The 18234-nt window shown below is 39.9% G+C and carries 12 protein-coding genes; 5 read left to right on the top strand and 7 right to left on the bottom strand.

Annotated elements, in window-relative coordinates; genetic code table 11:
- Positions 1-19: 19 nt before the first annotated feature.
- From ASC84_RS13590 to ASC84_RS13565, 7 genes are all read right to left on the bottom strand, one after another.
- The gene (locus tag ASC84_RS13590; protein WP_004723663.1) at positions 20-1252 is read right to left on the bottom strand and encodes a beta-ketoacyl synthase N-terminal-like domain-containing protein; all 1233 of its coding nucleotides are present in this window, start codon (positions 1250-1252) and stop codon (positions 20-22) included.
- Between the two features lie 302 nt (positions 1253-1554).
- On the bottom strand, positions 1555-1707 hold the full coding sequence (locus ASC84_RS22940; protein WP_227515148.1) for a hypothetical protein: 153 nt from the start codon (positions 1705-1707) through the stop codon (positions 1555-1557).
- Complete coding sequence (locus ASC84_RS13585; protein ID WP_056515563.1) at positions 1701-5543, bottom strand: DUF4132 domain-containing protein; 3843 nt, start codon at positions 5541-5543, stop codon at positions 1701-1703. The genes ASC84_RS22940 and ASC84_RS13585 overlap by 7 nt, the downstream gene beginning before the upstream one ends.
- A gap of 129 nt (positions 5544-5672) precedes the next feature.
- Positions 5673-7811, bottom strand: coding sequence for a hypothetical protein (locus ASC84_RS13580; protein ID WP_056515560.1), 2139 nt, complete (start codon positions 7809-7811; stop codon positions 5673-5675).
- On the bottom strand, positions 7808-8992 hold the full coding sequence (locus ASC84_RS13575) for a VWA domain-containing protein (protein ID WP_056515557.1): 1185 nt from the start codon (positions 8990-8992) through the stop codon (positions 7808-7810). The genes ASC84_RS13580 and ASC84_RS13575 overlap by 4 nt, the downstream gene beginning before the upstream one ends.
- Positions 8989-11655 (bottom strand): DUF5682 family protein, encoded by a 2667-nt coding sequence (locus ASC84_RS13570; RefSeq protein WP_056515553.1) that lies wholly within the window; start codon positions 11653-11655, stop codon positions 8989-8991. The genes ASC84_RS13575 and ASC84_RS13570 overlap by 4 nt, the downstream gene beginning before the upstream one ends.
- Before the next feature lie 2 nt (positions 11656-11657).
- Positions 11658-12749, bottom strand: a complete 1092-nt coding sequence (locus ASC84_RS13565; protein WP_004817563.1) for an AAA family ATPase — start codon at positions 12747-12749, stop codon at positions 11658-11660.
- A 313-nt stretch (positions 12750-13062) separates the two neighbouring features.
- Here ASC84_RS13565 and ASC84_RS13560 point away from each other — a divergent pair, with 313 nt between their 5' ends.
- The 5 genes from ASC84_RS13560 to ASC84_RS13540 all read left to right on the top strand — a co-directional run.
- Complete coding sequence (locus tag ASC84_RS13560) at positions 13063-14544, top strand: EcsC family protein (protein WP_056515550.1); 1482 nt, start codon at positions 13063-13065, stop codon at positions 14542-14544.
- A 147-nt stretch (positions 14545-14691) separates the two neighbouring features.
- Positions 14692-15066, top strand: a complete 375-nt coding sequence (rpsL, locus tag ASC84_RS13555; RefSeq protein WP_004648013.1) for a 30S ribosomal protein S12 — start codon at positions 14692-14694, stop codon at positions 15064-15066.
- A gap of 179 nt (positions 15067-15245) precedes the next feature.
- Positions 15246-15716, top strand: a complete 471-nt coding sequence (rpsG, locus tag ASC84_RS13550; protein WP_004655203.1) for a 30S ribosomal protein S7 — start codon at positions 15246-15248, stop codon at positions 15714-15716.
- 187 nt (positions 15717-15903) lie between these two features.
- Entirely contained in the window at positions 15904-18042 is a 2139-nt protein-coding gene (gene fusA, locus ASC84_RS13545; RefSeq protein WP_004723654.1) for an elongation factor G, read from the top strand.
- Positions 18043-18135: 93 nt separating this feature from the next.
- The coding region (locus tag ASC84_RS13540) for a GTP-binding protein (RefSeq protein WP_009586195.1) at positions 18136-18234 on the top strand (99 nt) is incomplete at its 3' end.

The following is an 18234-nucleotide window of genomic DNA, read 5'->3' as shown; positions in this document are numbered from 1 at the left end:
ATGATCAACAATTCTTTGTTTAGCCTTCCCATTTTTTAAAAATGAGACAAGCATTGACACCGCCAAAACCGAAACTGTTACTCATCACAGTATTCAATTTTGTATCGCGTTTTTCAAGTACGATGTCATAACCTTTTGTGCCTTCATCAAGCTCAGTGACATTGATGTTTGGCGCGATAAAGTCATTTTGCATCATCAATACAGAATAAATGGCTTCTTGAACACCAGCAGCACCCAGACTGTGACCTGTCATAGACTTGGTTGAGCTTAATGGTGGAACATTACCTTCACCAAATGCACGACCCATCGCAAGAAGTTCAGTCACATCACCAGCAGGTGTTGAAGTACCATGGGTATTGACATAGTCAACCTTATCTACGCCATGTTGTTTAGCTTCTTCTAAAGCCATTAAAATACAACGGGTAGCACCTTCACCTGATGGTGCAACCATATCCGCACCATCCGAATTTGCAGCATAAGCAACCACTTCTGCAAGAATATTTGCACCACGTGCTTGAGCATGTTCAAGTGATTCAAGTACAACAAAACCACCACCACCCGCGATCACAAAACCGTCACGGTCAGCTGAGTATGGGCGTGAAGCTGTTTCTGGAGCATCATTATATTTAGAACATAGTGCGCCCATCGCATCAAACAATAAGCTTTGTGACCAGTGATCTTCTTCACCGCCACCGGCCAACATTAAATCTTGTTTACCCAATTGAATTAGGTTGTAAGCATAGCCAATCGCATCAGCTGAAGTTGCACAAGCACTGGTGATTGAATGAGCAACACCTTGTAATTTAAATGCAACACCGACATTGGCAGTAATGGTGTTTGACATATTACGTGGTACGAAGAATGGGCCAATTTTACGCGCACCTTTTTCTTCTAAAAGTTTAACCATCTCTGTAACAGACGCCGTTGAGTTACCACCTGAACCCCCTGCAATACCGTAACGAGGATTACCGCCCAATTGCTCTGGTGTTAAGCCAGCATGTTCAACAGCTGCAAGCGCTGAATTGTAGGCATACATTGCACATACGCCCATGAAGCGCTTGAGTTTACGGTCAATACCATCAAAATCTTGTTCTGCTGCGGCACTGACATGACTTTTAAAATTAAGTTCTTCGTAAGTTGAATTATGACGTGTCCCTGAAATACCATTTTCCAAAGAGTGCTTAACAGCTTCCAATGTATTACCGATACATGAGTTAATGCCCATACCAGTGATGACAACACGACGGTTCATGCAAAGTCCTTTATTTTAGAATACAGAATGAATGTTTACATTTAAACGCGTTTACTTTTTTAGTTCAATGGCGAAAGATATTGATTCTTGTGCATCATTTAAAACAATATATTGTATGCTTAAAAGTTAATTAAATAACTGAAAATAAATATATTTATTATTTTTATAATAATATGAATTCATGATGGATATTTACATCAATTAGGCAAAACCATCCATAAGCAGGGCTTACTAGAGATGGTTTGAAGCACTAATTTTTGAAATAAATTTTAAATTGCTGGAACAAGCATGGTGTTTTATCCCTATTGTAGAACAAGGCTTCTCTTTACCTGCTGAGTTGAATTACCCATATAACCGATATGATGACCATCAAGACCAATCATATCGGTTGCAATACAACTGTTATAGCCTGTAGCAAGCCTAAACAAAATTTCTTTGTCTTTATGAATTACCAAGGCGTTTTCTTTTCCCACTCTGGATCAAAACCTGATGTCGATGCAGCAACTTTTAAATAATCTGCATAACTCTCAGCCAATAAAATTGGTGGAATCTGTTTAAGTGGAAGTTCATTGTTGTTCCAAGAGCGGCTGGCTTTTTTACTAAAAGTCAGTTCATAAAGTACAGCAGGAATATTTTCCTCTGGTACATAGCTTCCACTAAATGTAATTTCTACATCGATACCCAACTGTTTATACGGCTTGGTATAGCGGTCAAATGAACCACCATCTTCGATACTGGCACGTTGGTAGCCTAATTTTGTCACTACACCACGGAGGGTAAAGGTATCTGTAAGCCAGCCGTTATGATCCTTAATTTCAGTGACATTATCATCTTCAAGCTTCGGCAGGTGATGAGTCATCTGTTCAAATAAGAATTTCACTTTATAGTCTTTAAAGTGTGCAATCCAATCTTTCGCTTCCTTTTCACCGACCAAAACCGCATGAGAAATTTGAATTTTGCTGTCTGCGCTGAGTTCGATTTCATCATCATCTAAATTCAGTAATGCACCATCATCACTTGGTCTAAAACTGATTTTTTCACCATTGGTTTTGATCTCAAGCCAAATCAGCTTTTGGATTAAGCGTCTCATAATCGGATGGGCAAAGATATACTCTTGCCACTCAGCAACATTCCACTGACGTTCGCTACACATCGCCTCATACAAACGACCTGTTTGCATATCAACGACTTGTTTAAACTCTTTTTTACTGGTGCTAAATAGTGCTTTGGCTTCTTTGATCAGGCTTTCATCATCATTTTGGCGGGCAGCAGGTAGTGCTTTAACTTCTTTACCTTCTTCATTTTTAAGAATGAATTTGTCTTTATCATCGACAATGGCGCTAAAGTTACGTGAGCCATATTGTAGCTGTAACACACCATTTTCATCTAAACCTGCTGTTGGAATAGTACGGTCAGCCAGCTCATCACTTGTCCATTGATTGCGTTCAGCAATCTCAGCAACCAATGTGTTTGCAAGTGTTTGCACTGAAGCAGTACGGTAACGACGTGAAAGTGAAAGCAACAGTTGGATGATTAATGGGTCATTACTGATCGATAATGCACTAATCATGGCTTCAATTTGTGAGCGACGAGGGTAGTGTTGCTTCATATAGTTCTGCAATTGTTTTACTGCAAAACTTCCTTGTGCATTGGCGGTCAGTGAAAGCATACCTTTACTTTTGATCGCGGAACCCAGATAAAGTCCTAAACGTTCGCGTTTAATCTCTTCAATCACTTCTTCTAAGGTGATGGTGCCATATTTGGCATAATATTCAGGGTATTTTTCACCATAACGTTTGTATGAATCCCGATAAGAACTCAGACGGCCAGGCGCTTCTGTGGTTGCATATTGCGTTGCTTCATCCAATGGTGTTTGTAAGGTATCTTGATGAATAAAACTGTGTAATAAATGATTGGCAAGTTGTACCTGATCTTTTTGATCGAGTAAGCCACTGTAGCGTTGTAATAAGGCATTGGCTCTAGGCTCTTTCAGTTTTTCAGCCAATATCACCCACCATTTGACAATTCTAGGGTCAACCTCTTTACCATTCTGCCATTTCACTTTTGGTAATGTGTCAAAATCAAACCATGTAAAACTGCTTGAAAGTTTGCCTTTTAAACCGTCTTCTGCTTCTTTTAGTAGCACTTCTGGTTTGAGATAAGCACTAATATCCTGTCCAAGCTTTTCCAATGCCGTTAGAAGAGCAGCTCGAACGATTTCTTTCTTCTCTTTTTTAAGTAAAGCATTCAGCGGTTTTACTGCATCCTGATTTTGTAGACGTGCTAGCCATTCAATTGCAGTGATTCGAATGTCTTGTTTACCCGAATCTAGAGCTTCAATGGCACGTTGATGAATGTCTGGAAGGTGTTGTAAGGTTTCTTGCGCTTCATAACGCAAACGCTTATTTTCACCCAATGCAAATTCGAGTAAGCGCGGAATAAATTGTACTGGCAAGGATGGGAAACATTTAAGTACAAAGATGGCATCGGATGGGTTAAAGCTTTGATATTCATTTTTTTCTAAAGATGGAGAAAGCCCCAACGCTTCAGTTAAATATTCTTGATTTTCCGCAAAAAATGGCCAAATTTTATCTTTTTCATAAATATGATCTTGTAAACTTTGATAATAGGATGATCCCGCTAGAATCCCTTGAGCGACTCTACGTTTGGGATTATTAAATTTAGCCGCATCTAGGGCCTGAACGATATGACGAAGTTCATAATTGGCATATTCTTCAGGTTTAAGCATTTCAAATAAATTAGGCCAATAAATCCAATTCCGATTGCGTATCGCAATGATTCTCATGGCATGATTAATGGAAAACTCAGGATATTTTTTATATTTATTTTTATGGGTAATAATATTTTCAACTTGGTGTACATTTTTAAAAGATGCATCACCGTTCAGTTGGTCAACAATCGATGTTAAGGTTTGATGATTAATTTTTTTAAGCTGCTTTAAATGATCTTGAGCCCAAGTTCTTTTATAACTTGCTGTTTTATTCTCTTCAATTTCATCGGCAGCATTCTGTTCAGCTTTAGCCAAAATTTCTTGATAATTTTCTAAAATAACCTCGGTAAAACTTGCTGGAATTTTTTGTTCAACAAACGGTTGAAAGGTTGGTGCTTCAAAATCTTGCTGTAATTGAGCAGTATCAACAGATCTTAAGCGCTGAATTGCCATTTGTAAGATTTGTTGTACAGATTTTTGTTTTTCTTGTGCAAAAGCTTGTTCTAGTACAGTTAGATTGTCAGCACCTAAACGTGCCAATAGATCTGCAGAAAAGCCACGTTCCTGACTTGAACCTTCCAATAGATTTTGATTTAAATATTTTTGGCTATCTTCTGGATTTAAATTCGTCAATAAACTGGTGGCTTTAGTACGAATGGTTTTAGATTTCCCTACAGAAAGTTTTACAATCAAGTCGGGGATTTGTTTGATCAATGCTGTTTGTTTGGCGATATAGTCTAAAAAGTTTTCTTGTCCAATGATGCTCAGTGTTGGAATAAGTTTTCTGAGTTGATCTAATCGGGCTGAAATGAAATCTTGGGTGTCCTTGAGTAATAATATTTTATCTAATTTACTAGAATGATAACTGTCGATATTTTGGCGTTCAAATAAATAAGGCAACAGTTCATCGCCTAAACCCTGTTGATCACTTTCAAGCAAATCAAATAGTTTCTGTTGGGTCCAATTTTGCTTTAACAATTTATTCGGATCTGATTCACTAAACTGCTGACTATCAAACGCGGTAATAAATGTATCTACCGTGAGATAAATAAACCAAGCGGGCACTTTTTCATAAATATTGGTAAAATTTTTCTGTTGTGTTGCCGCTTCAAGCACTTTGGCAAAACGAATGATTTGTTCAAATTCTAATTCTTCAAAGATCTCACCATAATAACGACGGCGTAGTTTTAGTGCTGCTTCAGCAAGCTTATTTTCTTTTTTATCCAGTGATTGATTGTTTTGAGGCCAATACCAGCTATAGGTACCCGGCTTTTCCAGTAAAAGCAGTGCTTTTTCATGCGGGTATTGCTGTAATTTAAGTAATATTTCTGGATTTTCTCCATCCAAAATAAACAAAACCACATTTTGATCAAGTTGGTCTTCAATGACGGCCAAAGGCTGGAAAATATGGTAGAGCTTTTCAACTTTATTTTTTAAATCTTCATTATGTTTTTGAATGTGGTCATGATCAGCGGTTGAGTTTGCTTGTTGTGTTTTCACTGCCTTATCCTCAGGCTTTAAAAACATCGACTCAATTTTTGAAAAAAGTTTATTTAACATCTGTATTCCTTTTGAGCAACTCGCTGTTGCTTTTCTATAGGCGCTAATACTTTAGGCTTTAATACTGTGCTTGGTAGTTCACTAAAATTATAGAAAAATATCATCAATTTAAATAGCAAGCTTAATTTATCACGACGTAACTTGTCCTTCTAAAGCGATTCTATGATTTAGGCGTTGTAGTTGTAATAAAACATGTCGCCATTTTAAAAGCTGACTGGCTAAATTGTGCTGTGTGGAATCTGATTTGAGTGAGTTTTGAATAAAGCTTAAACCCAAATCTGCAAACTTTTCAGCAAAATCATCCAGTTTAACCAGATCATCCATATCCAGTTTTGAACGACCTGTATTTGCATAGAATTCAAACAAGGCTTGTGATTCCAAGATCAAAAGGTCTAATGCAGATAAATGTTGCTGATGTTTCCATTGTTTTTTTTGTTCGAGCAATTTTTCAATTCGACCAGTAATCAGCTCAACCAAGCTACTTTTCTTCTGTACAGGATAATCATAATCCAGACTGAATATTTTTAAACCTTTTGGCGTTGTTAAAAACACACTACATGGAATGAATTGAATCTGTTGCTGTGTTGCTTCGATACGCACCAATGTTGTGATAATTTTTTCATTATGAATCAGTTGGGTGAGATGTTTAATTCGTGCACGGTATTCTGGTTCTATCGGAATGACCAGCTTGAGTGCTCTATTTTCATCGTCAGTAATACGGTATTCAAAATATTGCTCTAGTTCGTTGAGTTCAGGCGCTGTGATACTTTTATGGCGAAGCAGTACATAACGTGATTTAAGCTGTTCTAGGCTTGAATGCGGAACAAGCATTTCCTGTAAAGATTGCCATGTTGAAATGCCAATATTCATCTGTTCTAAGTCAGATTGGCTGAGTGCATTCAACAAGCCTTTTGGTAAAAAACGAGTATCTGTGCTGGCACTGAGTTGTGTATCTGAACTGGATTTTGCATGGGTTAGTTCAAGTTGATGTTGGAGTAAAAAGCTGAGAGAACTTCCCCAAATTCCAGTATTGGCTGCACTGTGCATATCAAAGGTACGATCTAAATGATTGGCACGTGCCTGAGTCACTTCTTTGAGTTGTTGCTCTTTTGCATCCCAGAAGCACACTGTTAGACCATGTGCACCACTCTCTGTATTCCACCATTCACAACCAAGAGGGATCAGATGTGCTATGCTTTCTTGTTGATAGTCGCGTTGTACAGCACCACGAAGTTGTCGCAATGCTTCGGCTTTAACATCTGGATTTAAATGCTCGATTTCTGACAGTGCAGCCAAATAGGCATACAAATGTGCCAATTGATTAAAAATCTGCTGCTCATCAACCTGTACATCTGCTTCCAAAAACTGCTTCATTGAGCCATGTAAGGCACGCAATAAGCTCCCTAAACGTGGTAAGTTTTGTGCGCGTGCTTGCATATTTAAAATATGCAGTGACATGACCATTTCTTTGGCCAGATGTGACAAACCTTGCTGAATAAAGTTTTGACAAATGAGTTTAAGTTCTTGGATCAATACCTGATCATCAGGCAAAAGTTGCTGAGTAGGATGGTGTTGTTGCGCTGTTGTATCAATGGACCATTGCCATTTTTCAGGGGCATTTTTCAGAACTAAATAAGCAATACATGCCAAATGCCCAGCAACTTTTTGTTTATCTGCAATTTCTGACAACATGCCTTCAAACCCTGTTGCGGGGTAGAGAACAACTGGATTGGGACTTAAATCGGTTTGAAAAGTGATTTTATGTTCTTGAATATCAATTTGACAGGATTCAGGTTGCAGCAACCAATTTTGTACAAATTCATAGGCCAAACGAATATTGGCTTTGCCTGCTTTTTTTTGGATTTTGCTTGGATCAAATTCTAAAACAGTTTCAAGGGCTGATGTTGTTACTTGCTCAGATGGCTCAGTATGTTGAGCTAGCAGTACTGTATCTTCTCGATTATTGTTAGGGCTATTTTCACTTGGGCTATTTGCGGTAGCCAGTAGTGTTTCATGTTCCTGAACCCATAAAATACTGCTGAGAATGTGTTTACAACAGCCTTGTGCTGAACAATTACACAGTGCTTTGGTGATGCCTTCAAAGGGCAGTTTAACTTCACATTCTTCGACTTTAAATACCAGTTGATCGTGCTCTTGTTGTAGTAGTTCAACAGCATCTAAGGCTTTACGGGCACGACGTAGAAGACCAGCATTACTGTGCATGGTTAGGCTGTCTTCATCGTATTGGGTATAAATATGCCAACTCATTGCATCACCTCTGCAAACCATGTCGCCAAATGTTCAGGAGTCATTGCTGCGATTTGCATACCACGTTCTTGGAGTTTTTGTGCCATATTGATGTCATAAACAGGATTGGCTGCTTGATCCAGCGCCGCAAGCCCAAGCAGTTTGCAGCCTTGTTGGTTGAGTTGACTGGTGGTATTGAGCATTTGTTGAACGGATGCACCTTCTTCAAAGTCACTGATCAAGACTAAAATACTGCGATTGGGCTGTTTAATCTTCTTTTGACAGTATTGCAAAGCTTGACCAATATTGGTTCCGCCACCGAGTTGAATGGTCAGTAAGACTTCAACTGGGTCATGTGCCAAATGGCTTAAATCAACAATTTGGGTGTCAAACAGGACCAGACTAATATTGACCGCAGGGAGAGCTGCCAAAATACTGGCACATACTGCTGCATACATGATCGAATCCATCATCGAGCCACTTTGGTCGACACACAGTACAATTTCCCATGGCAAATGTTTCTGTACACGGGCATTAAAATAAGGGGTTTGGATAATCAGTTTTTGTAAATCAGGCTGATAATTCTTGAGATTGGCTTGAATGGTCCGTTTCCAATCAAAGTTTTGTGTCTGTTTAAGATGTGAACGCTTAAAACGATTACGACGACCTTGTAGTGCTTTTAAAAATTGTGTACGGATTTTTTGTAAGAGTTCTTCCACGACTTTTTGAATTAATTCTCGAATCGCATCTTTCATCTCATTGCTTAAACGACCACGCATACTCAGCAAAGCTTTAGCTACTGCAGGGTTGGGGTCAAGTTGTCTTACATGCTCTGGATTTTTAAATAACTCAGTTAACTCATAGCGTTCTATGGCTTGTTTTTGCATACGTTCAAAGGTCGATTTTGGGAACAGTTTTCGACTTTGGTTGAGCCAGTTAATCGCGTTAAGCTGCGAGGCTTCCAAACCGCCATGGCGATTTTTCCCTTGTTGGATGCCACGACGTTTATATTCATTTTGGTAGAGATAATCGAGGTTGCGCTCAAGTTTTAGTTGATCGCCTGACAATGCCGCTGCTGATAAATTCTGGTCGGCATAGCGACCGAGCATCAAGCGCCAACGGCGTGCTTGATCCATTGCATCAAGAGAAGCGGGGGTATCTGAGTTTTCATCAAGATTTGGTTCAGGAGGTAATTGGCTCATTTATTCACTCCTTGTTGTTCTGATGGCGGTTCAAGCTGTTGTTTTGGGTTGAGTTGTTCTGGATTGAGTTGTTTTGAGCGATTGCTTGCCCAGCGATCTAAGTGATCATATTCAAATATTTTTTGCAGTTGCTGGTTAAGTTGTATGCCTTGGAATACATCCTGTTCCCCAATATGACTGAGTACCTGATCGAGAATGACATCCTCGCCAAGTCCTGTGGTTTTTGCGATAATTTTAGATACTTTAGTGCTTTGCTTTGGGGTAAGCTGACTAAAGATATAGCGTAAATCAGGTAAAATCCGAATAAAGGTGTCTTCCGTCCAATGACTGACCAATTGGTGAAGTGCATCAATTGCAACCTTGGATTGCACAAAGATTTCAGGCGCAATAAAAAACATGCCATGTAGGTATTGCACAGCATCTTCAGGATCACTTCCCACTGCAAAAGCCAGTTGTAATTGTTGTTGAAGCTGATTTTGCTCAATTTCATGATCTAAAAACTGTAAAGTATGTAGCGCACCTTTGAGTGAACTAAGATGAAACTCATCAATTTTTGCCAGATCAATTTGGCTATACATCAGTTCCAGTAAATCTACATCTTGTGCATTTACGACTGCATGCTGTAGTGAAAGATTTCGTTGCTTGATATTTAAAATCAGTTCATGCAAGGTTTTTAAGTTGCTAAGATTTTGTTCAACTTTTTCTTCGTGGGTATCGTAAATTTGATCAAGTAAAAAACAGGCCTGATAGACGGCAAAACTTAAACTTTGTATCACGATATTTTCGGGTAAATTTAACAGCTTGTGACCATGCCACAAATAATACAATTGCTGTGCTGCACCAATCACCGAGGCAAGGTTTTGATCGCTTTCTAAAAAAGTATCGAGTTGTTGACGGAGCAATTCTAAATGTTGCTTTAATCCTAAGCGACATGCCAAAGCCAGCAATTTGGCAGTTTCAAAGGCAGATTGTCCCACACCTTTTGCTTCATTTTCTTGCTGTAGTTTAATAATTTTAAGCAGTGCAATTTGTTCGAGTTGATTGCCCATTTCTGCCAATTCAATCAAACGCGCTTCGACACTGGGTGTCCATGCATAACGCCATTCCTCAAATAGCAAATCCAGACTGGCACCTTGAACAAAATCTGGGCCTGAAATACGTTGAGCAAAATTACAGCCGACAAATTCCAATAAATGCAAATATTGACTAATGTTCTGATGTAAAGGTTTACGATAAATATCGAGTTTTCGATTGCGTAAAATGGTGTCATTTAAATTAAAACGATAGGCTTTAATCTGTTGATAGGTATTTTGTAATAATGCAGGGCTGTGCTGATTTTGAGCAACCTTACCAAGTTGTTGCCCACTTAAAAACTGAAAAATCAGGGTAAATAAATGCTGTTGTCCATCATCCATTTCCCCTTTGATTAAGGCAGATTGTAAGGCATCGAGTAAATCATAACGGCTCGGTTGGTAATGTCCTCGAAGGCAAGCCAATTGCCAAGCTAGTTCAGCGGTATTTTTTAGCGCGATATAAGGCGTTACATCCAGTGCATTTTCTTGGTTTAAAAAATGGCACAACTCATTTAAATATTGAAAAAATTGCAGTTGCGTCTGTTCAACCGTTGGGTTGTTTGCAGATTTTAAATTTTGCCAATGTTGTTGGTAATATGCAGGTGAGGGCATACCTGAAGCATAGCCATTTAAAGCATCTAAACGATCGAAACTATAGCGAATCAGCCAAGCTTGCTCTTGCCAGTGTTGCTTTTGATCTTGGACAATAAAACGTTCTGCTTGCTGTGGGGCTGCTAGATTTTCAATTAAGGCAAGACTATGAAAGCCACCCGTGATCACCAAAATTTTATGCTTGGGATCAATACTGTCTTGGATGCAATTCCACATCACATCTTCACGATGTAATGAAGCATCTTGTAAGAGTACCTCACGCTCATAATCCAGACGTGCCAATGAACACCAAGCAAAAACATCATCAAAAAAAGTTTGAGCATGTTGCAGTTGTTCAACATTTTGCAGCTCGAATAAATGATCCCAAAGTTCATCGTGATTTCGGCAATGCATGGTTTCAGCAAGTTTTTGGATATATTGGCTATGCGCAAAATAACGTTCAGACAGCAAACTTTTTTGTTGCCAGTCCAAATCGGACTGTTGTGTTTTTAAGGCACTTTGTTTTGCCCAATCCAAGTCAATAAATTTAACGTCTGCTTGAATGAGTTTTGCCTGTTGGATGGCGACCCATTCAGGTGAGTATTCACAAAAAGGGAAGTAGGCAGAAAAGATTTCTGGTTGAACCTCGTCATCACTTTCATGTTCTTCGCCAGCACTCTCTTTATTTGCAGCGCCTTTTTTGGGTGAGGTTTTATTGGAAGAGCGTTGTGCTTGTGCAAATATAGCCACAGGAGGCTGAGTGGCTTGGTTCTGTAAGCTTTCAATTAAGAATTCAAAACTTGTTGGTGCTTCGATTAAAATGTGTGTGGGCTTTAGTTCATCGATATATTGTTTTAACGCGTATGCACAAGCGGGGCTATGATGGCGGATTGGCGCAAAAAAAACGTTTTGCTCTGCCATTTGCTGTTTCAGTTGAAATGCCTGTTTTAAGCGTTCAGGCATTTCACCTCTCTCTATATTTCGATCCAACAGCTGCATGATTAAAACTCTCGGCTGGCGTCATAGAAACTTTTCCAGTCGGCATCTTTACGTGCACGCTCTTTCACCACAGTATCCAGATAGTAACGTAGGCGTTTAGCGTCATCTGGATTATCTTTAAACACAACTCCAATCAATTGTTGTGCGAGGTGTTCTGCTTTTAATTTTCCATCACTGAGATAAATGGCTTGTAGACCTGCCGCATGGGCAATATTGACCGCTTCAGCAGTAGACATAACAGCATCAGGCGTTTTAAGTGTTGCGCCTTGCAGACTTTGTCCTGTTCTGAGCTCATTGAAAATGGTCACCAAGAGTTCGATAACTTCTGGGCGAACTTGGATTTCACTGTATAAATCAGCAAGCTGGTTCTTAAGTTGTAATCCCACCAGTTCGATTTCAAATTTTTGATCACGAATTGGTTTTACTGTTTCAAAGTTAAAGCGGCGCTTTAATGCTGCTGACATTTCATGTACGCCACGATCACGCAAGTTTGCTGTTGCGATGATGTTAAATCCTTGTGTCGCTTGCAAACTAAAATCTTGTCCCATTTCAGGGATCATCATTTGCTTCTCAGACAGTAAAGACACCAACACATCCTGAATTTCAGGTGGACAACGGGTGATTTCTTCAAAGCGGGCAATTTGTCCGTTTTTCATGGCATAGAAGAGCGGGGAGGGAATCAGTGATTTATCTGTTGGTCCTTCCGATAAAAGGAGTGCGTAGTTCCAAGAATATTTAATATGGTCTTCGGTTGTCCCTGCTGTCCCTTGAATTGTGAGCTGAGAATTGGCTGAAATGGCAGCACTAAATAGCTCTGAAAGCATCGATTTTGCTGTACCTGGTTCACCCACCAGCATCAAACCCTGATTGCCCATCAACGTAACCAAGGCGCGGTCAACTAAAGCATCATCACCATAAAACTTTTTTTGAATATCCAGCTTGGCATCACCCAAGATAAATGAGCGAACAGCGTAGGCAGAAAGTTGCCAACCTGCTGGCTTTCTATGTTGATCTTGTTCTTTTAAGCGTTCTAGTTCCGCTTGATATTTTTGTTCTGAACTGTGCTTAATTTGATTTTGAAAATTTTGCTTCATAATGATTCTATATATATTTTATCCAATGAATCTATCATAACTGGCAAAGGCTGAGATGACCACTGGTACATAAGTTGTCCGCGACAAATTGTGACATCTATTTGTTATGAAAAGTATTTTTAAGTAAATTGAGTGCTGTAATTGCAAGTAAACTAGGGTTAGATTGTTTATAATTGTATAGTATGATGATCTGTATTGAAATTTTGTGAAATAGTGATTGTATTGATTCGTGAATCAGTACATTAATGTAAGCGTTGAGAAACTATTTAATACAAGCTTTAGTGTTTGAAAAACCACAGTTACGAGGGTGCACATGGCAAATTCTAATAAAAAACAATCAGGCGGATTTATTTCAAATGCTTTTGGCGTGGCCAAAAAGTTAAGCGAAACAGGCTTAAGTGTGATCAATCATGTTGCTCCTGGTACAGTGAGTAAATTGAGCCACAGTCCTAAAGATGAATCCGTTGTACAAGGTACTGCTCAAGAAAAAAGTGCTTTTGAACGTAAACAATATGAAAATCCTCAACAAATGCTACGGGAACATTTACCCAATGTAACCGGGCAGCTTTTGGGGAAACATTATAAAAAAATCAATAATGTCGCTTCGTTTATTTCACCAGATTTAAACGATAAATTGTCTGATTTTATTTTTGATAAGCTAAATGAGTTTGTTTCAGAGCTGACTTCTGTAGATGCTGTTCTAAAAGAAGTGGGTGCAAAAAGCTTGGCAGAATTGGCCAAGGATCCTGAACGTTCACAACGGATCAGTACTGCGCTGGCGAATCAGAATAAAATTATTGCTGCAATTCAAGGTACGGTTACAGGCGCGTTCGGCGGCTTAGGCGCAATTCTTGATGTACCTAGTTCACTGGCTTTGGCACTTCGAAGTGTTTATCACACTGGGCGAGCGCATGGTTTTGAGTTGAATGCAAAAGATCACGCTGTTGTTGAATACATTTTTAAACAAATTGATCTAGGCACTGTTGCTGAAAAACACGCATTAATGGCGGCAATACGAACTTTTGCAGGGGTGTTGCAAACCCACAATGTGAGCCAATTGCAACAGCTTTTAGGTTCGAGCAATGATATAGAGCTGTTAAAAAAATGGGTGGCAAATGAGGATGGTACATTTAAGTTGCCATGGATGAATAATCTTCCACATTTTAGTCTGTTGACACGACTCACCCCCTTAGCCACGATGAGCATCAGTGCTGCATATAGCTGGAAACTGGTCGATGATGCAACCGATAAAGCTCAAATCGTATTTTCTGGCGCAAGGCAATATCTGCTACAGCATTCTGATGAAAAAATTGATGTATTAGATGCTTATGAAAAATTTAGTCAATTGATCTCAAACGCGCATCCCTTGCTTTTAGAAGACAGCAAAGCAGAAAAGCTTGCAGAGAAAGTCGAGCCTCAGGTTGAAAATGAAGCAATTACTCATGTTGAAGTGAAGGAAAAAACCAGTGAAGCTGTTGAAGAATCCAATGCTGAGCAAAAAGTTGAGCAGGGGATTCAAAAACTGGCTGAAACGCACATTGAAGATAAACATGCGACTCAACAGCAAGACAAAGCGACACCCGTAAAACCTCGACGTACCGCACAAAAGAAAGTCGCAGCAGTGGAGACCACTACAGCGAAAGTAACTGATGTGGCGAAAACATCGACAACTGCAAAAACTGTAACAAAAAAGCGTACCCCGGTAAAAGCCAAAGCGTCTACAGAAAATACGGTAAAAGCGTCTGAAAAAACGCAAGAAGCTACTGAAACAAAATCAGAAAGTAAGCCTGAGTAAGTTGAATCATTCATTTAGCCAAAGCTTGAAATGGTCAATATTTGACACCATGTTGAATGTTGACCATTTTTACTTCTTGGCTTACAATTGCATGCCCTCAAAAAGTGGTAATTTTTTGAGGCTTTTTATTAACGGGAGAATTGCCATATGGCAACAACAAATCAGTTGATCCGTAAGGGTCGCACAACTTTGATTGAAAAATCAAAAGTTCCTGCGTTGAAGGCTTGTCCACAACGTCGTGGTGTTTGTACACGTGTTTATACAACTACACCTAAAAAACCTAACTCAGCAATGCGTAAAGTTTGCCGTGTTCGCTTAACTTCAGGTTTCGAAGTTTCTAGCTATATCGGTGGTGAAGGCCATAACCTACAAGAGCACAGTGTTGTTCTTATCCGTGGTGGTCGTGTTAAAGACTTACCAGGTGTACGTTACCATACCGTTCGTGGTTCTTTGGACTGTGCTGGTGTTAAAGATCGTAACCAGTCTCGTTCAAAATACGGTACTAAACGTCCTAAGAAATAATCTTTTAAAGATTAGCTTCTTAAGAATATAGAGCCGCAATCCTTTATCGTCTCGCTTGTCTGATTTCTGCATTAATTTTGTGAAATTCAAGCGACGTGTAGTAAGGCCAGCGAATAGCACACGACACTTTGTGCTGATGCTGGATAAACCTGAAGTGTCATATTTATAGGTAGATTAAAATGCCAAGACGTCGCGTAGTCGCTGCTCGTGAAATCCTTCCGGATCCTAAGTTCAGTAGCCAAACAATCGCTAAATTCATGAACCACGTAATGCAAGATGGTAAAAAGTCTATTGCTGAAAGTATCGTTTACGGTGCTTTAGACCGCGTTCAAGAAAAAAATAAAGTAGACCCAGTTGAATTTTTCGAGACTACTCTTGAAAAAGTTCGTCCTATGGTCGAAGTAAAAGCACGCCGTGTTGGTGGTGCTACTTATCAGGTACCTATGGAAGTACGCCCATCCCGTCGTACTGCCCTAGCTATGCGTTGGTTGGTAGATGCTGCTGCTAAGCGTTCTGAAAAAACTATGGCGTTACGTCTTGCTGGTGAGTTGCTTGATGCAGCTGAAGGTAAAGGCGCAGCGATCAAAAAACGTGAAGATGTGCACCGTATGGCTGAAGCTAACAAAGCCTTCTCTCACTACCGCTTCTAAGCGGCTAAAACAGTCCCTAATCAGGAGAATACTCATGCGTACTGCAGCACGATTTAACATCGCCCTCTACCAAAGTGGGGGATTTGCGGGTATTTAAGTTGCCCATTACGTATCGAGTATCCGTACGCATCAATGCTTCATTGATGCGTCCTGTTTTAAACAACAAAATTTAGGAATGCAAGAAATCATGGCTCGTCAAACCCCAATTTCTCGTTATCGTAACATTGGTATTTCTGCGCACATTGATGCCGGTAAAACTACAACTACTGAACGTATTTTGTTCTACACAGGTGTATCTCACAAAATTGGTGAAGTACATGACGGTGCAGCAACAATGGACTGGATGGAACAAGAGCAAGAACGTGGTATTACAATCACTTCAGCTGCTACGACTTGTTTCTGGTCTGGTATGGGCAAGCAGTTCCCTGAACACCGTATCAACGTAATTGATACACCGGGACACGTAGACTTCACAATCGAAGTTGAACGTTCTATGCGTGTTCTTGACGGTGCGTGCATGGTTTACTGTGCTGTAGGTGGTGTTCAACCTCAGTCAGAAACTGTATGGCGTCAAGCAAATAAATATAAAGTGCCTCGTTTAGCATTCGTGAACAAGATGGACCGTACTGGTGCAAACTTCTTCCGTGTTGTTGAACAAATGCGTACTCGTTTAGGTGCTCATCCTGTACCTGTAGTGATTCCAATTGGTGCTGAAGAAAATTTCCAAGGTGTTGTTGACCTGATCGAAATGAAAGCAATCATTTGGGATGAAGCTTCTCAAGGTATGCAGTTCGAATATGGTGATATTCCTGCTGATCTTCAAGCATCTGCTGAAGAATGGCGCACCAATATGGTTGAAGCTGCTGCAGAAGCATCTGAAGAGTTGATGGACAAATACCTAGAAGAAGGTGATCTTTCTAAAGAAGACATCGTTGCAGGTATTCGTACGCAAACTTTGGCTGGCGAAATCCAACCAATGCTTTGTGGTACAGCATTCAAAAACAAAGGTGTTCAACGTATGTTGGATGCTGTAATTGAATTCTTACCATCGCCTACAGAAGTTAAGCCTATCGAAGGTATTCTTGACGACAAAGCTGAAACTAAAGCGATTCGTGAAGCATCTGATGAAGCGCCGTTCTCTGCATTAGCGTTCAAAATCATGAACGATAAGTTCGTAGGTAACTTGACTTTCGTACGTGTTTATTCTGGTGTTCTTAAACAAGGCGACCCAGTATATAACCCAGTTAAGTCTAAACGTGAACGTATTGGCCGTATCGTACAAATGCACGCAAATGATCGTCAAGACGTTGAAGAAATTCGCGCTGGTGACATCGCTGCATGTGTAGGTCTTAAAGACGTAACAACTGGTGATACGCTTTGTGATGAGAAAAACATCATTACACTAGAGCGTATGGAATTCCCAGAGCCAGTAATTTCTCTTGCTGTTGAGCCTAAAACTAAGGCTGACCAAGAAAAAATGTCTATCGCTCTTGGTCGTTTGGCTAAAGAAGATCCATCGTTCCGTGTACGCACAGACGAAGAATCTGGTCAAACGATTATTGCGGGTATGGGTGAGCTTCACCTTGACATCCTTGTTGACCGTATGAAGCGTGAATTTAACGTTGAAGCGAACATTGGTAAACCAATGGTTGCTTACCGCGAAACAATCAAAAAGAGTGTTGAGCAAGAAGGTAAATTCGTACGTCAAACAGGTGGTAAAGGTAAATTCGGTCATGTATATGTTCGTTTAGAGCCTATGGATGTTGAAGAAGCTGGTAAAGAATACCAATTCGCTGAAGAAGTTGTAGGTGGTGTAGTACCTAAAGAATTCTTCGGTGCGGTTGACAAAGGTATTCAAGAACGTATGAAGAATGGTGTATTGGCTGGTTACCCTGTTGTGGGTATCAAAGCGACATTATTTGATGGTTCTTACCATGATGTCGATTCTGACGAATTATCGTTCAAAATGGCAGGTTCTTACGCATTCCGTGATGGTTTCATGAAAGCAGATCCTATCTTGCTTGAACCAATCATGAAAGTTGAAGTAGAAACTCCAGAAGACTACATGGGCGATATCATGGGTGACTTAAACCGTCGTCGTGGTATGGTTCAGGGTATGGACGACTTACCTGGCGGTACTAAAGCAATTCGTGCTGAAGTTCCACTTGCTGAGATGTTTGGTTACGCGACTCAAATGCGTTCTATGTCTCAAGGTCGTGCGACATATTCTATGGAATTTGCTAAATATGCTGAAACTCCACGTAACGTGGCTGAAGGCATCATTTCTAAATTCCAGTCTGGCGGTAAAAAAGGTGACGACGAGTAATCTTTCGATTACTATAAGCCCAAACTAATTCATAGTTAAAAACCAAGTGCTCATGCAGTGACCCTGCATGAGTAGTTTAAAAAGGAAGCTCTCATGGCTAAGGCTAAGTTTGAACGTAATAAGCCACACGTAAACGTGGGTACAATTGGTCACGTCGACCATGGTAAAACAACTTTAACTGCTGCAATTGCA

Source organism: Acinetobacter sp. Root1280, assembly GCF_001425285.1.
Lineage (GTDB): Bacteria > Pseudomonadota > Gammaproteobacteria > Pseudomonadales > Moraxellaceae > Acinetobacter > Acinetobacter guillouiae.
Note: the sequence above shows the minus strand (reverse complement) of the source record. Positions and strands in the feature narration are given on the sequence as shown.

What these genes read in the sequence shown, in the direction of transcription:
- fusA (WP_004723654.1), top strand. Translation starts at nt 15,904, where the DNA reads ATGGCTCGTCAAACCCCAATTTCTCGTTATCGTAACATTGGTATTTCT.
- ASC84_RS13565 (WP_004817563.1), bottom strand. Translation starts at nt 12,749, where the DNA reads ATGAAGCAAAATTTTCAAAATCAAATTAAGCACAGTTCAGAACAAAAA.
- rpsG (WP_004655203.1), top strand. Translation starts at nt 15,246, where the DNA reads ATGCCAAGACGTCGCGTAGTCGCTGCTCGTGAAATCCTTCCGGATCCT.
- ASC84_RS13590 (WP_004723663.1), bottom strand. Translation starts at nt 1,252, where the DNA reads ATGAACCGTCGTGTTGTCATCACTGGTATGGGCATTAACTCATGTATC.
- rpsL (WP_004648013.1), top strand. Translation starts at nt 14,692, where the DNA reads ATGGCAACAACAAATCAGTTGATCCGTAAGGGTCGCACAACTTTGATT.
- ASC84_RS13575 (WP_056515557.1), bottom strand. Translation starts at nt 8,992, where the DNA reads ATGAGCCAATTACCTCCTGAACCAAATCTTGATGAAAACTCAGATACC.
- ASC84_RS13570 (WP_056515553.1), bottom strand. Translation starts at nt 11,655, where the DNA reads ATGCAGCTGTTGGATCGAAATATAGAGAGAGGTGAAATGCCTGAACGC.
- ASC84_RS13585 (WP_056515563.1), bottom strand. Translation starts at nt 5,543, where the DNA reads ATGTTAAATAAACTTTTTTCAAAAATTGAGTCGATGTTTTTAAAGCCT.
- ASC84_RS13560 (WP_056515550.1), top strand. Translation starts at nt 13,063, where the DNA reads ATGGCAAATTCTAATAAAAAACAATCAGGCGGATTTATTTCAAATGCT.
- ASC84_RS13580 (WP_056515560.1), bottom strand. Translation starts at nt 7,811, where the DNA reads ATGAGTTGGCATATTTATACCCAATACGATGAAGACAGCCTAACCATG.